At 50.5% G+C, this 15,515-nt stretch carries 12 protein-coding genes and 1 tRNA gene; 3 read left to right on the top strand and 10 right to left on the bottom strand.

Annotated elements, in window-relative coordinates; all coding sequences use genetic code 11:
• Positions 1-55: 55 nt before the first annotated feature.
• Positions 56-3,955, top strand: a complete 3,900-nt coding sequence (locus Q0Y46_RS03920; RefSeq protein ID WP_297945148.1) for a response regulator — start codon at positions 56-58, stop codon at positions 3,953-3,955.
• Between the two features lie 11 nt (positions 3,956-3,966).
• Here Q0Y46_RS03920 and Q0Y46_RS03915 read toward each other — a convergent pair whose 3' ends face one another.
• The 5 genes from Q0Y46_RS03915 to Q0Y46_RS03895 form a co-directional block, all read right to left on the bottom strand.
• Positions 3,967-4,230 carry a zinc ribbon domain-containing protein gene (locus Q0Y46_RS03915; protein ID WP_297945145.1) on the bottom strand — a complete coding sequence of 88 codons (264 nt, stop codon included), beginning with the start codon at positions 4,228-4,230 and terminating at the stop codon, positions 3,967-3,969.
• Between the two features lie 282 nt (positions 4,231-4,512).
• Positions 4,513-5,373, bottom strand: coding sequence for a hypothetical protein (locus tag Q0Y46_RS03910; RefSeq protein WP_297945142.1), 861 nt, complete (start codon positions 5,371-5,373; stop codon positions 4,513-4,515).
• A gap of 12 nt (positions 5,374-5,385) precedes the next feature.
• Positions 5,386-6,243, bottom strand: a complete 858-nt coding sequence (locus tag Q0Y46_RS03905) for a hypothetical protein (RefSeq protein ID WP_297945139.1) — start codon at positions 6,241-6,243, stop codon at positions 5,386-5,388.
• A gap of 187 nt (positions 6,244-6,430) precedes the next feature.
• Positions 6,431-7,432, bottom strand: a complete 1,002-nt coding sequence (locus tag Q0Y46_RS03900) for a class II fructose-bisphosphate aldolase (protein WP_297945136.1) — start codon at positions 7,430-7,432, stop codon at positions 6,431-6,433.
• 135 nt (positions 7,433-7,567) lie between these two features.
• On the bottom strand, positions 7,568-7,945 hold the full coding sequence (locus Q0Y46_RS03895; RefSeq protein ID WP_295678250.1) for a MerR family transcriptional regulator: 378 nt from the start codon (positions 7,943-7,945) through the stop codon (positions 7,568-7,570).
• A gap of 391 nt (positions 7,946-8,336) precedes the next feature.
• Here Q0Y46_RS03895 and Q0Y46_RS03890 point away from each other — a divergent pair, with 391 nt between their 5' ends.
• Complete coding sequence (locus Q0Y46_RS03890) at positions 8,337-9,623, top strand: hypothetical protein (protein WP_297945133.1); 1,287 nt, start codon at positions 8,337-8,339, stop codon at positions 9,621-9,623.
• Between the two features lie 143 nt (positions 9,624-9,766).
• Here Q0Y46_RS03890 and Q0Y46_RS03885 read toward each other — a convergent pair whose 3' ends face one another.
• The 4 genes from Q0Y46_RS03885 to Q0Y46_RS03870 form a co-directional block, all read right to left on the bottom strand.
• Positions 9,767-10,099, bottom strand: coding sequence for a hypothetical protein (locus tag Q0Y46_RS03885; RefSeq protein WP_295678253.1), 333 nt, complete (start codon positions 10,097-10,099; stop codon positions 9,767-9,769).
• Positions 10,100-10,123: 24 nt separating this feature from the next.
• Positions 10,124-10,208: transfer RNA gene (locus Q0Y46_RS03880), tRNA-Ser, on the bottom strand.
• Positions 10,209-10,347: 139 nt separating this feature from the next.
• Positions 10,348-12,039: a M3 family oligoendopeptidase gene (locus Q0Y46_RS03875; RefSeq protein ID WP_297945130.1), complete on the bottom strand. Its 1,692-nt coding sequence runs from the start codon at positions 12,037-12,039 to the stop codon at positions 10,348-10,350.
• A 1-nt stretch (position 12,040) separates the two neighbouring features.
• The gene (locus tag Q0Y46_RS03870; protein ID WP_297945127.1) at positions 12,041-12,748 is read right to left on the bottom strand and encodes a hypothetical protein; all 708 of its coding nucleotides are present in this window, start codon (positions 12,746-12,748) and stop codon (positions 12,041-12,043) included.
• Between the two features lie 661 nt (positions 12,749-13,409).
• Between Q0Y46_RS03870 and grpE the strand changes: the two genes are divergently transcribed.
• Complete coding sequence (gene grpE / locus Q0Y46_RS03865; protein WP_297945124.1) at positions 13,410-14,084, top strand: nucleotide exchange factor GrpE; 675 nt, start codon at positions 13,410-13,412, stop codon at positions 14,082-14,084.
• Positions 14,085-14,187: 103 nt separating this feature from the next.
• Here the strand turns inward: grpE and Q0Y46_RS03860 are convergent, their stop codons facing one another.
• Complete coding sequence (locus tag Q0Y46_RS03860) at positions 14,188-15,483, bottom strand: ATP-binding protein (RefSeq protein WP_297945122.1); 1,296 nt, start codon at positions 15,481-15,483, stop codon at positions 14,188-14,190.
• Positions 15,484-15,515: the final 32 nt, after the last annotated feature.

Raw genomic sequence — 15,515 nt, 5'->3', positions numbered from 1 at the left:
CAGTTGGCGCATATCTCTTGTGTACATAGCGCCAATGTTTGTCGTGGCGCTGGCTATGGTTTTTATTTTCTCTTTTTATATCCGCAGCGTTTTCATTGATTCCTCGTACATGAGTACCGAATCCAACCTCAAGAAGACGGCTGTCGATACGGAAAACTACATCAGAGGGCTAAGCGAGGATTTTATCCAGCTCCCTAGGCGGCTCGTGGGCGTTACGCGAACGAATGCTATCAAAAGCCAACTAGTCAAGCATGCCCAGTCAAAAAATGGAGTACACGACGCTTACTACGGAGCCTCCGATGGTGTGTTTGTCAGCGCCCGCGATATTTCCCTGGATAAGGACAATGCCGAATTCCGTACAAAGACCTGGTACCTGGAAGCAGCGCGAAACAAGGGACTGGCCATTACCGGGCCTACGCTCAAGAAGGTGGGCAACGAGAAAAAGCCAGTAATGACGCTTTCCATGCCTATCTGGAACAAAGCGGAACAACAGATTCGCGGGGTTGTCGCCGAAGATTTCAGCCTAGTCAAGTTACGTGAAAGCATGGGCGCCGTTGCTAGAGACGAGGGCGGCATTACCATTCTCGTCAATGCGCAGAACAACAACATCTTTACATTTTACCCGTACATGCTGAACACGGGGCGCGTTACGCAAGACACGATTCTGGAGCTTTTCCGCCTTATCGAAGATTCATTCAATGCTGATACTTTAAAGCGAGGAACTGTACGGCGTATCGAAAAGACGAATATCCATCGCCAAGACATGGTATTCATGATTGTTCCCTTGAACCATCAGCCATTCTACATTGTCCATGTGCTGCAGCAGAACAAGGTGGTCATGAGGCTCAAGAAAGACCTTTCGGCCATTCAGCTCATCATGTCGATTGTCGTGTTGTTGCTAGTCTCCTTCTCTGCATTTGTTTCCGGCATTCTCTTCCGCATTTTCATCAAGAAAGATTTGCGTGAAAGCGTTCACTCGAGTACGCTTTTCGACACATTGCTCGGGAGCCCGCACCTTTCGCTTATCTTGACAAACGACACTTACGATATTTTGCACGCGAGTGCGAACATCGAAACCTTCTTCAAAGAAGACGGGAAGGAGATGAAGGGGCAGATTCTCTTCGATTACATTCCGTCGGACCAGTTCAAGCATTTTGCACACCGCGTAGCCATGGGTGGCGACCTCTATCCGAGCGAGCGCAAGATTGTCGTCTCGGTATCAAACAAGCGCGGCGAAGAAGTCTGGTGGGAAATCAGTTTCCAGGTCCTTGTCGAAGACAACGGCACAATCCGTTACCTCTTCATGATTAACGACGAGACGAGCGGCATCCAGAAAGATACCATCCTCGACACGATTCTCCTTTCGGCCGACCGCTCGTTGCTGATTATTTTCGACAGGAACATGAACGTCAAGTACATGTCCAAGCAGATTGCAGATATCTTCGACAAGAACTGGCGCGACCTCATTGGCGTTTCGTTAGACAAGTTGAAGGAATTCGGCTTGCCCGAGACGGTCTGTGAATCTGTGGACAAGGCGTTCCGCTCCCAGGATACATGGAAAGATTCCTTCATGCTCACGCTTGCGAACTCAAGCGAAATCTGGTTCCGTGGCGAAGCCGTCACACTCAAGGCGCAAGAGTCCGTGGTGGGCTACATGCTCTCAATGACCGATATCTCGGAGGTGGTCGCGACTCGTGAAATCGCAGAGAAGGCGACGCAGGCCAAGAGCGAGTTCCTCGCGAACATGAGCCACGAAATCCGCACGCCGATGAATGCCATTATCGGCATGGTCCACTTGATTGCCGAAACCGACCTCGACAACCGCCAGCGCGGTTTTGTGGAACGCATTGGCCATGCGGCCAAATCACTGCTCGCCATCATCAACGACATTCTGGACTTCTCAAAAATCGAGGCAAAGAAGCAGGAACTCGAAATTACGCAGCTCGTACTCCACGATGTCATCAGCGAGGTCACCACACTGGCCCAGGTCCGTATCGCATCGAAGCCCATCGAACTCATTATCGACGTAGACCCCGACATTCCCGAAATTCTCCTGGGCGACCCGCTGCGCCTTTCGCAGATTTTCACGAACCTCATCAACAACGCGACAAAGTTTACCGAAAAAGGCAACATCACGCTCCGTATCGAGATGGAACAAGCGACCGAAACGAACGTGCGGCTTTCCATCAGCGTGTCGGACACGGGTATCGGCATGAGCCCCGAACAAGTCAGCCGGCTTTTCAACGCATTCACACAGGCAGACGGCTCTACAACGCGCAAGTACGGTGGCACGGGTCTCGGCCTTGTCATTTGCAAGTCGCTCGTGGAACTCATGGGTGGCCAGCTCAATGTGGAAAGTACAGCAGGCGTGGGCTCCAAGTTCTCCTTCCGGCTTACATTCCCAATTGCACCGCAAAATACACCTCCCAAGTGGAAAGACGAACTGTCGTTCAAGAACAAGAATGTATTGCTTGTCGACAACAGCGCCGAATTGCGCAAGGTGCTACGTCACTTGCTCGAAAGGTTGCAGTGCGTTGTCGAAGAGGCCATGACAGTAGACGAGGCACTTGACGTAATTCAAGCGCACGAGGCGGCGGGCGAGGCCCGTTACGATCTCTTTATTGTCGACTACGAGATGCCCTTCCTTGGCGGGTTCGATTTCGTACGCGGTTTGCCGGAATCCATGAGGGACATTCCGAAAATTCTCATGCACCCGATTAATTTTGAAGAGGAGAACGCAAAAATTGCCACCGAAGAGCTGCATTTCAACAGCTGCGTAGCCAAGCCGTTGCAGATGGTGAACTTGCTGAGTGCCATGCAGCAGGCATTTGGGCTCGAGCTCACCTACAAAAAACAGGTGAAAAAGGAAAAGCGCAAGATTTACTTCAAAGAAGCGAAGATTCTCCTAGTCGAAGACAACCAGATGAACCAAGAACTGGCCGTATCGCTCTTGAACAGTGTGGGGCTTACCGCCATGGTCGCCGAAAATGGAAAGCAGGCCATCGAAAAGCTCAAGGAAAAGGCGTTCGACCTTGTGCTCATGGATATCCAGATGCCTGTAATGGACGGCTTTACCGCGACAAGGATTATCCGCCGTTCAGATGACGAGTATTTCAAGAAACTTCCCATACTCGCCATGAGCGCCCGCGCCTTCCAGAAAGACAAGGACGAGTGCATCAAGGCCGGGATGAATTCCTATATCGTGAAGCCGATTGATCCGCCGCTCCTTTACGAAGAACTCGCTAAGTTCCTGAAGATAGCAGGGGAGGCTCCTCAGCAAGAGTCGACGATTCAACTCCTTCCGCCTTCGCAGCCGGACAATGAAGAATCCAATTTCCTCATGCAGTTCCAGAAGGTGCGTAATTTCGATGCGACCACAGGCCTATACCATGCGAACAATTCGACGTCACTCTACCTCAAGATTGTGCAGGGCTTTGTCCGCGATTACGCAAATTGCACCACCGACCTGCGCAAGATGCTCGAAGAAAACCGCTTCGAAGAATCGGTACGCATGGTCCATACGATCAAGGGTCTCTGCGGCACAATCGGTTCGAACCATCTCCATCATCTTGGGCAAACACTCGAAAGTGAACTGGCCAAAAAAGTCAAAAATTTCGACACGTTCAACGAATTTGAAAAATCCCTCCACGAACTCATCGACGATTTGGATGTCTCGTTGAAGGCAATCGCAGTGCCTGAGCATGCCGCCGGGCCCGTCAAGAAGAGCCGACTCCCAGAAGCAACCGGCTATCTTAAGAAAGAGTTGGGACAGCTCCGCATATTTGTCGATGCGTGTTCGACGACCAAATGCAAGCGCGTCATCGAAGATCTGGAGCAGGTTTCGTTTGGCGAAGAAATCGAAGTAAAATTGCGCACGATTAAGGAAAAAGTGAGCGATTACGACTTCTCGGAAGCCATGACACTTATCAAGGAACTTGAAAAAATAATTGCCTAGAGCCGAGGCAATTACATCGCGACCATCGCACCAATAAAAGCGAGAGCTACTATCACCGCCGCCACAATAGCGAGCGGGTTCGCCTTTTTCTTCTTGGCATAAGGGCCGTCCGGGTCGTCTCCGAACTCATTTTCTAGAATCTCTTCGTAGTCGGGAGTTTCCAAGTCGGTAAATTCAGCGCCTTCTTTCCAGCCAGTATCGGCGTCGCTCCCGCAATGCGGGCAGAACGTGGCATTTTCTTTGAGAGGGGAGTGGCAGTGGGGACAGAGAGGCATGAGGTTCGAGGTCGGGGCTTCGCCCCTTTGAGGTGTGAGACGAGAGAAAAATAGTAAAGTAGACAGTAGGAAGTAGACAGTAGGAAGTAGGAAGTAAACAGTGGTTAGTGGTTAGGGGAAATTTGTCATTGCGAAGGGCGAAGCCCTGAAGCAATCTCTAGGTATGAGGTCGGGGCTAAAGCCCCTTTGAGGCATGAGGTCGCGACCTTCGGTCGCTTTGAGGTATGAGGAATTTACAGCTCATTGCTCACTGCTCATGGCTCATTGCTCACAGCCCGTGCCTTACTTCATTATCAACTTCAGATGTAGCTTCTTTTCTTCTTGGGGGATGATGTCATCGTACTTTCCTGTGTTGGTGTCATAGCGGTACATAAACCGCTCGTTCTTGTGTGATTCCGGGCGTTTTGTGTCTTTCACATCAAAAATCAAGTACGATGTATTTTTCATCAGGTAGTAGTGCAAAATCTCCATGTTCGGGATTGTAACCTCTTTCATGGCGTCCGCGTCTATGTCATAGAGATAAAAATGTCCATTGTCCAGGTCGTTCAAGTAGCCATCGTCGTTAGAATCGATAGAGGTTCCGATGAAAGCTAGGTAACGCTTTGAACCGATGCGGATGTAGTTCAGTTCCCAGCCGGTGAAGCGTTTCTTTATCAAAGTCCTGTGAATGTTCTTGACCGCATTTTCGTACACGAGATTTACGAAATAGCTGTTATAAAATGCCGCTAGGTACGTTGTGTCCGTTTTTTTTTCAGGTTGCGGTTCTCCGTTTGCCGAAAATCTGTCGTTGTTGGCGCTGTTTTCGAAAACGACTTCATCGACACTAGATTCCTTCATTCTATAACGTTCCGTCCAACGCTCCTTCTTTTCCATTGTTCTTGCCGTCACCGGAATGACAAATTCCTGTTGTTCGGAGTTCAGGACGAACATGTGGTCATAAGAAATATACTGGTTGTACAGTTCTTTCTTTGCGTTCTTTGCAGCCTCGTCTTCCGAAATGACACCCTTGTTTTCATCGTATTCGGGGTAACTTTTAGGAAGAACTTCGCAAATGATGAGGAATGCGATTCCCGCCATTGCAATGAGAGTGGGGATGGAAATAATCGCAAAGATGATTCGGTTGTATTTTTGAAGTATGTTCATGGTAATTCCTCGTTACCTAATAAATTTGTATCTACCAAGCAGGTCGAAGTAGCGAGCCTTGGGGGAAATCTTGACGGGCTTGAGCGTTTTGCGGATGGATGTTGTACTTTTGTTTCCATTAATAAAATATTCGTGGAACTCATCTTCGATTTGATAACTTAAAGAAAAACCGCTCTCGTTAGGCTTATATAACATAACGGCTACCAGTTCGCCTGCATCATTTTTTTGGATACATTTGAAATCGTCATCTGGGTCGGCAATAATGCTTAAATGCGTTGTCTTTGCGGAATCCGTGTCATAATAGATGTATATATTTTCTATGATGGAATCTTGAAAAACTAAAGCTTCACTCATCAAATCATCGGTCTGTACCTGAATATGATTTGAAGTCGCTTTGTTTGTTTGTACTCCCCAGAGCACACCTTCTTTATATTGGTTTATTTGAAAGCATGTTGTATCAGGTGTGCTACAAGTGGAATAAATATACTCATTTCCTTTTAGTAGAACGCATGTCGTATCATGTTGGTTACAAGGGGAATAATTATGCTCGTTCCCTGTATTTTTTAGAGCGGATTCATCAACATCGTAATAGATGTAATTATAAGAATAAAGAGTTTTATTATTTCTTCTACTAATTTTATGAAATTCTACAGGTTTTCCGTTTTCATAAAGGTATTTTGTCGTCACCTCGTCCCGATCATCTTTAAAAAAAACTGAATCAATATAGACTTCGCGAACAGCTGTGAAATAGGTTGAATTAAATATATCAAACCATGCATCCGTACATGTGTTTGCCGGGACGGCATCGCTCAGGGCGAGAATGGCGGCAGGGACCAAGTAGAATATCTTGCTGGTACGGAATGAAAACATGGTTGCTCCTTAGTTTGCTTTAAATATATCTTTTTTTCAATGGAGATCCCCGCCTGCGCGGGGAAGACAACAAAAAAACCGCGCGGTTTAACCCGCACGGCTTTTCGGTTCGACAGGCTCACCGACCTTGAAGGTCCCTGCTTGCACTGAGCAGGGTCGAAGTGAGCTTGCCGAAGGGCCGTAGAAATTACAGCTTGTTGTTAGAACCAAGAACGTCAACGATCTTGTGTTCGTACATCTTCTGCATGTTTTCGCGAGCCGGCTTGAGGTACTGGCGCGGGTCGAAGTGTTCCGGATGTTCGTCGAAATACTTACGGATAGCGGCAGTCATGGCGAGACGGCTGTCAGAGTCGATGTTGATCTTGCAAACAGCGGACTTGGAAGCTTCGCGGAGCTGTTCTTCCGGAATACCGACGGCATCCGGGAGCTTGCCACCGTGGGCGTTGATGGTATCAACTTCGTCCTGCGGCACGGAAGAAGAACCGTGGAGAACGATCGGGAAGCCCGGGAGCTTTTCTTCGATGGCGTGGAGCACGTCGAATGCCAGGGGAGGCGGAACGAGCTTGCCAGTCTTCGGGTCGCGAGTGCACTGTTCCGGCTTGAACTTGTAAGCACCGTGGCTGGTACCGATGGAGATAGCGAGGGAGTCGCAGCCCGTACGGGTAGCGAAGTCGATCACTTCTTCCGGCTTGGTGTAGTGGGATTCTTCAGCCTGGACTTCGTCTTCCACACCGGCGAGCACGCCGAGTTCAGCTTCGACGGTCACGTCGTGCTGGTGAGCGTATTCAACAACCTTCTTGGTGAGGGCGATGTTGTCTTCGTACGGAAGAGCGGAACCGTCGATCATCACGGAAGAGAAACCGTTGTCGATGCAGTCCTTGCAGAGTTCGAAAGAGTCACCGTGGTCGAGGTGGAGCACGATCTGCGGATTGGCGCAGCCGAGTTCCTTGGCGTATTCAACAGCACCCTGGGCCATGTAGCGGAGGATGGTGCCGTTTGCGTAGTTACGAGCACCCTTAGAGACCTGCATGATCACCGGAGACTTCTGCTTCACAGCAGCCTGCACGATAGCCTGCATCTGTTCCATGGTGTTGAAGTTGAAAGCCGGGATAGCGTAGCCACCCTTAACAGCCTTTGCAAACATTTCCCTGGTGTTCACCAGGCCGAGTTCCTTGTAAGAAACTGCCATTTGATTTACCTCTTGAGTGATTGGCGACCTAGGCCGCCGGTTTAAAGTTACGCGGCTAAATTTAGCAAATTCGCTCCCGTTTGGAAACACGGGAACGAAAAAATATCAACGCGGAATAGGGTGGCGGGGGCGCGCTCACTTGCGCAGCTTCGACATCGCAAGCAAGACCTCTTCGCGGAGTTTCCGGAGGACTTCCGGGTCGGGATTGTGCTGCGGGGCAGGGGGTGCAGTTTCAACTTTGATGGGTGCCTTGGTGGCGACCCGCTTTGCAACGTCGGCTTTTGAAATTTGCGAGACACCTTCTGGCGATTCCTTGAGCATTGCCTGGATTGCCTCGACCATCTCGATATCGTGTTTTCGCCATGCCCTTTTCCCGGCCCTGTTCCGTGGGACATGGAGAGACGGAATGACACTCTCCCAATATCGCAGGGTATAGTCCGGGATACCGGTCTTTTGGGACACTTCCTTTGTCGACCAGTAAACCTTGCCTATTTTGAGGTTTCCGTACTGCATGCGTTAAATAATATACTCTTGTGCCCGCAGCAAAGCAAGCCAAGTGTTTCCTTTAGATAGTCTATTTCGTGTAACTCCTTATTTTTCAATATGTTATGCAATTTCCGATATAATACGGAAAGAAGGGAAAATCTAGTGGAAAATGAGTGTTTCAAGGTTACGGGGCGTATAAATTTTGGAAAAATGCCAGCCTTATACGCCCTGTGGCAAAACAGGATTTCATGCGGGGCGTATAAGATGCTTGTTTTGCCGAGTCTTATACGTCCTTTGGTGATTTTTCTCGCATCTTTTTGCAGTTCCTTTTTTTGCCGACGTTTTACATGCGTTTTCGCCTGCCAGAATATAGATTTGAGATTGAAAGTCCCGAGGTCTTATGAAGTCGTTTTTTTCTATGGTAAAGATAGCCGCTTTGTTCTCTTTGGCACTCTCCTCTTTCGCTTTTGCGGAGGGCGGCGTCACGTACACACTCCATAAGTCCGCAAACCCGACCGCCGACGAGCAGGACGCTTACAAGCGTATCACCACCGTCATGGATTCGGCTGTCAAGCTGTACAATACATATTCGAACCTCTCCAAGTTCATCAACGTGTATTACTCGCCGGGAGTGCCCACGGCCGAGGCAAGCAGCAACGGCGACCTGCGTTTTGGCGAAAACCGCAGTTACATGGTGGTCCCGACGGCTATGCACGAGATGGGGCATACGATGGGCATTGGCACGACCCAGGAATACTGGGATGCATGTAAGGATGGCGTTTTCAGGAACGACAAGGTCCAGGCGAAGCTCCGCGAACTGAGCGGCAAGCCGAGTGACGAACTCCATTGCGACAGGCAGCATATCTGGCCGTACGGGTTAAACCAGGCCAGCGAAGTCAAGTCCGAGAAGGACCTGATTATCCATGTGCAGCTTGTCGATTTTATCCACCAGCAGCTATTCAAAGAGGCGTTCTATAAGCAGGGGAGGATCAAGTCCCTAGCCAACTCCAAGTGCATGGGGATTACCTCCGACAATGCGCTTGAACTGATGGACTGCTCCAAGAAAGAGACCTTCGTGAAGATTTTCTCCGTGGGCGACAATCCGGTCACCTATTACATCAAGCTCGGGAGTCGCGTGGTGGACATCCCGAACGAGTCGACTGCGGCGGGTGTGAAGGCTTCGACCTACGGCTACAACGGCGGTGGGCACCAGAGGTACGTGTTCGAAGGTGCGAACGTGAATACCCCGAACGCCCTGTATCTCAAAAACGCCAAGAGCGGCCATTACCTGCAGGCTGTCGACAATTCCGTGGTGCAGAACCCGAAAAAGAATACCGATGACTTCATCTGGCAAATTGAGGAGGAAGCCTCTGCGCCCGACACTTCCAAGACTCCGGACACGACGAAGACCGCCGACACAACCAAGACTAAAGATACCACAAAGACGGCGGATACGGCAAAGGTCGCGGATACCTCCAAGACGCCTGACTCGTCCAAGGTTACCGACCCGACGAAGCCGGCCGACACCTCAAAAGTTGCGGATTCCTCCAAAACCGGAGACTCGTCAAAAACCTCGATTGCCCGAATTCGGGAACCGAAGGTTGACCTCGCTCCGGCAAGAATTTACGACCTCAAGGGCCGTTCCGTTGGCAAGCAATCGCTCGGCAGGAACCGCGAAACGCACCGCATCTTATACCGCAAATAGCGAATTTCGCCTACATAACACCCTTTTTTCATATTGTTCGCTAAATATCGTAACTCATTGAAAAATAAAGACTTATGTATTTTTGCAAATAAAAAAAGACCGCTCGTTTGAGCGGTCGAATTTCTTTTTGACTTTCGGTTAGATTACATGCCGAAGGCGTCGTCAGCCTGGGCACTCACGTCCGGAGAGATTTCCGTGATGGGAGAGGAGGCTTCGGCTTCCGGGGCGAAAGCTGCGGCGTTGGCAGATTCGGCGGGAGCGTCGTTGGAGGTCTTTTCAGTCATCGAGAGCTTGCCTTCCTTGAACTTGTACATGGCAATCGTGGTCGGCTTCTTGGTGAGCTGGATGAATCCCTGTCCTGCTTGCTTGTTGATGAAGCGAGCCTCGTGCGCCATCATGACGACAGCACGGAATACAGAGCCCTGACATTGTTCATTGGAATAGATGTCGTCCAGGTAAACTCTCTGATCAGGCATTTGGACCTCTGGAAAAAGTTTTAGAAGAGGGAGAGGGATTCGAACCCTCGTTACCGTAAAGTAAACACGCTTTCCAAGCGTGCGCCTTCAACCACTCGGCCATCCCTCCTTAGGATGTGGAGCCAAATATAATTTATTCCTTTTGATTTGTCAAGCGATTTGGCCGTTATTTTGCATATTTTTTGCGAAAAAAACAAAAAATATTGCCACAAGCCTCAGGCATCGCGCCTCGAACCTCGGCCTCACACTTACATCTTGCTAATTTCGTCCCAGACCGTCTGCACAAGCGGCTCGATGGTCTTCGGGGTGAAGTCAAACTTGATACCCGCCGTGTTGAACATTTCCGGGATGGACACGCTGTAGCCGAGGCTTTCGGCCTTGAAAAGCTTGTCGATAGCGGCAGGGCCTTCTTTCTTGAAGTTCGCCCAGACCTGCAGGGCGCCCAGCTGCGCGATACCATATTCTATATAGTAGAACGGGCACTCGAACAGGTGAAGCTGCTTCTGCCAGAGGTTCCGGCGGACGGCTTCGAGCCCGGAGTAGTCGACGCCCGCGTCGTAGCGGGACATGATTTCGTCCCAGATGTCGCTGCGGTCTTCGGCCGTATGTTCGGGATATTCGTAAAGCCTGTGCTGGAAGCTGTCGATGCTCGCCACCCACGGGAAAAGCCAGACGACGTCGGCCAGTTCGCCCAAGACGCTACGCTGGATGGATTCATTGTCATCGCCGTAGAACGGCTTGAGGTTCGACATGCCGATGAGTTCCATGCTCATGCTCGCCACCTCGGCGAATTCCGCCGGCACGTCACGGTACGGGAAAATCGGCTGGTTTGCAAGCGCGAACTGGTGGAACGAGTGGCCCGATTCGTGCAGGAGCGTGTAGATGTCGCGGTCCGTGGCGGCCGAGTTCATGAAGATGAAGGGGAGGCGGCTCTCGTCGAAACCAATCTGGTAACCGCCCGGGGCCTTGCCGAGCCTGGAATCTGGGTCAATAAGCTTCTTGGCCTGCATTTCGCGGGCCCACTTGCCCGCCTGCGGGTGAACTCCCTCGAAAATCTGGTCGACCTTCTCGATAAGTTCCTCGCCGGTCTTGTACGGAGTCAGCGGCGGACGGTTCAGCGGATCAACATCCAAGTCCCACGGGCGCAGCTTCTCGAGGCCCATTTTCTGGGCGCGACGCTTGTACATTTCGCGCTGGAGGGGGAGAACGAGCTTTTCGATGCTCTCATGGAAGTCCTTGCAGTCGTCCGGAGTGTAGTCAAAGCGGCGCTTGGCGAGAAAGATATAATCAATGTAATCCTTGCAGTGCGCGTTCTTGGCAATCTTGTTGCGGATTTGGAACAACTTGTCGAAGGCATCGTCAAGTGGCTTCTTGTCTTGGAGGCGGCGTTCCCAGACGGTGCGCCAGGCCTTTTCGCGCAAGTCACGGTCCGTCCTTTCGAGGTAGGCACCGACTTGCTGGAGCGTCTTGACACTGCCGTCGAACTCGACGCTCATGCCGCCAGTAATCTTCTGGTAGTCCTGGATGGCTTTGGTTTCTTCGGTCGAAAGGGGGATGTTTCTCGGGTCGAACAGGTCCAGCGAGACCTGGACGCTCTTGAACCAGATGCCGAATTCGCTCTTGAGGTCGTTGAAACTGGGGTGGGCGACGAGCTTCTTGTTCAGTTTGTCGTCGTATTCGTTCGAGATGGGCTCGATATTTTCTACAAAATCTCCGTAGGCCTTGGCAGCAGCCTCGTCCTGGGTGTTCAACGTCATCGCCACATAGCGGCGGCTGGAAACTTCGGCCAGCACAGATTCCAGTTCGCTCCACTTGAAAATCCAGTTGCGCAGGGCGGCAGGCGAGGGCTCGACCTCGGCGGTGAGGAGGGACTGGAATAGGGAAGTCACAAGTGCGACGTTATCAGGATTGAAATCTTGGGGTACAAAAATTCTGTTCATGTTAGTTACCTTCGGGCAGAATAGCACCTACCCAATCGTTCACGATTCCGTTGATGATGGAAGTCCTTACGGTTTCCATGATGTTGCGCATTTCTTCGTCCGAAATGTCGCGTTCGATATTAAAATCTAGCGGGACGGTGGCTCCGTCGGAGTCCAAAGCGACCTCGATGACGCCCACAATCTTGAAATGCCGGACGTCGGGCAACTTGAAGATGCGCCAATCCAGCGGGAACTGCGTCTTGACCGACAGCGAGTTCTTGCCCGGATTGAGCAGGCAACTGTCCTTGAGCGTGACCGGCAGCGTAATAATCGTGTCAAGCGTAATGTTCGCGTTAAACGAGCGGATCCACAGCGTGTCCTTGCTCCCGTTCGTCGCCGACAGCGCGATATCCAGGCTGGCCGTCCCGAGTTCCTTCTCGATAATCCCACGGGCGAAATTCTGGAGCATCGTCACGACCTGGGGATTCGGCAGGAATCCCGAAGCGAGCCCTTTCTCCGGGAAAAGGTCCTTGTTGATGTTGACCGAGTCCAGCGAAAGCGCCTCGAATTCCAGCTTTGTCTTAGAAAGGATGTCGGCCGCGGCAATTTTCCTAGTGGCGGAGCAACCCGCCAGCACCAGGATACTCAGAAGCGCCGTCAGCAAAAAGGCCGCGATTCCCGACCGACGCATGGCGAAACTCCCTAGTCCGATATTTTTCTTGATTTTCATCTTTCTATCCATGAACAATATAATAAAATAGTTGGTTTGCCTTGGCTCCAAAAGGGCATTGGGGCCAAAAGTGGCGTTTTGCAGTGATTTTTGTCTTTGAAAAAGCCATTTTATGCAGTAATATCTATTTTCCATTAAATTTCTTCCTATTTATAATTGCCGATAATGCGGATTATGTAAACTAAACAAACGGAAAAGAATCAGGGATTTTCATTATAGTTTCTTTTGGCTGTTCCCACTCTTGTAGAAGAATGTTAAACATTATCCAGCTGTATTATCATCCTTGATAAATATTGTAAGTCGTTGAAAATTAAAAAGTTATAAAGTTTTGCTGATAAAATTTATCGTTGTATTGGCAAGACCTGATCGTGTCTATAGTTGCAGGAACTTGTAATTATCAATCACTGGGCGTATAAGGAGTCCTTTTTTCAAAGATTTATATACTTTCCTAAAATCCGCTCTTTCGACAAAACGTATAAGACGAGCTTATCTTCGATATTTATACGCCCCGAGGCCGCAACGTTTCAAAATAAAACTTTTTTGAGCGTACACCTGCCCTAACCCCATACTTTACCTTTGGCATATTTTTTGCTAAATTTGGGTCGAAAATGTAAAACAGATGCCCAGCATTTTTTCGGGCAATCAAATAAGGCAATTTAAAATGGCTGAAGATAAAAACGAACAGGAACCAACCGCAGAAGAAAAGGCAAAATTCGAACAGGACGTGCTCAAGGCCGCCGAAGACGCAATGAAGATGGAAGCCGAGGCGAACAAGGCTGACGAAGCTCAGGCCGAAGCTGCCGCCGAGCAACCCGCTGATGCCGCAGACCAGCCCGCTGACCAGGCTCCCGAATCTACAGAATCTGCCGATGCTTCGACAAGCTCAGCAACCGAGGTGCTCAAGGCCGAACTTGCTGCCGCCAACGACCGTAACCTGCGCCTGATGGCCGAATTCGACAACTTCCGCCGCCGTAGCGCCAAGGAACAGCTCGAACTTATCGAGACCGCTAACGGCAAGCTCCTGGAAAAACTCTCCGAAGTGCAGGACAACTTCGAGCGCGCCTTCGCAAGCGAAAACAAGGCCAAGGACCTGGAAGCCTTCGAGAAGGGCATGCAGATGATCTACAACCAGTTCGCAAAGATTCTCACCGACGCGGGCCTCGAGCAAATCGACCCGACCGGTGCCGAATTCGACCCGAACTGCCACGAAGCCCTGATGCAGCAGCCCAGCGAGACCGTGCCCGAAGGCCACGTGGTCACCGTGTTCCAGAAGGGCTACAAGCTCAAGAACAAGATTCTGAAAACGGCGAAGGTGATTGTCTCGTCCGGGAAGTAACCTCCCCTTTTAATGTCATCCCCGCGCAGGCGGGGGTCTCCCTTTTTAACTGAAAATCCTCCCCCGAGGAGGATTTTTTGCTGAATAAACAAACTCGGCTTAGTTAAATGCAGAAAACTGCGTAACATGGCACAGACATGATGCCGTCCGTGCATCCGAAGTTCTTCTTTGAAATCCGGATAGACGTCTCGCAATTGAATTGTTTGCGGAAGATGCTCATGCTGGTAGATTTTGTGTGAACACCCTTCTTTACTTCAACAGGTACTATTTTATCCTGGAGTTGAAGGACGAAATCCACCTCGGCAGTGTTCTTGTTTTTCCAGTAGAAGAGGCGGTGGCCATTGGTTGCAAAAGCCTGGGCTACGTAATTCTCGGTAAGACCGCCCATAAAGCCGTTGTCAGGCTCCGTCTCGGACAGTATGACTTGCGAGGCCATTCCCGACTTGAACGTGAGCAGGCCGACGTCGCCCATGTATATTTTGAAGTCTGACATGTCTACATACGCCGCCAGCGGCATAAAACCGTTGCTTACAAGGCTGCATCTGGAAATGAGCCCGGCAAATGAAAGCCAATCCAGCGATTCTCCGAATATGGTCGCGGTGCCGCCCCGTTGCACAAGCTTGTACTGGAATTTTCGATTCTCCTTGGCGAGCTGGACGGGAATGGAATCGTAGCATCTGCGAATTTTTACAGCGAGACTGGGAGTTGCATATTTCGACATGTCGGCAGAATAGTCGTTCAGGATTCTGTTCTGGATTTCGGTCGGGGCAACAATGCTGCTTGTATCGATAAATTTTTGTATGACCGCAGGCATTCCGCCAAGGACAAGATACTGTTTGTAGCGCTCGATGGCCTTGTTGTGAGCGGGTTCTTCCATGGGGGTCATCGATGCGTAATGTTCCCGAATCGAATCGGCGAGAATCTTGTCGCCGCAAGCCCAGAGGAACTCCTCGAAATCGAGCGGGAAAACCGTTATCTCGTGGACCTTGCCTACGGGGAAAGAAAATTTTTCGCGGTTGATGGCGACACCGAGCAGACTGCCCGCCGCGCTGACCGCATACTGGGGTGCCTCTTCGCAGAACGCCTTGAGCGACATGAGCGCCCTTTCGCAACTTTGAATCTCGTCCAGGATAATCAGGGTCTTGTGCGGCTTGATCTGAATCCCGGAAACCGACTCGAGCGCATGGACTATCTTTTGGGGATTGATGTCCCCGTCGAACATCTTGGCGATGGAAAGCTGGGTTTCCAGGTTCACATGGACCGTGTTTTCAAAGTAGGTCTCTCCGAGCCAGTCGAGAAGGTATGACTTGCCAACCTGGCGCGCGCCTTGCAGCAGGAGCGGCTGGCGTTCCGACGATTCCGCCCATTCGACGAGCTTATGTTTGATTTTCCTCTCCATACCCTAAATATAACTAAAAAGTATGGAAAAAT

It is taken from the genome of uncultured Fibrobacter sp. (assembly GCF_947305105.1).
GTDB lineage: Bacteria > Fibrobacterota > Fibrobacteria > Fibrobacterales > Fibrobacteraceae > Fibrobacter.
This window is presented reverse-complemented; position numbering and strand designations above follow the sequence as displayed.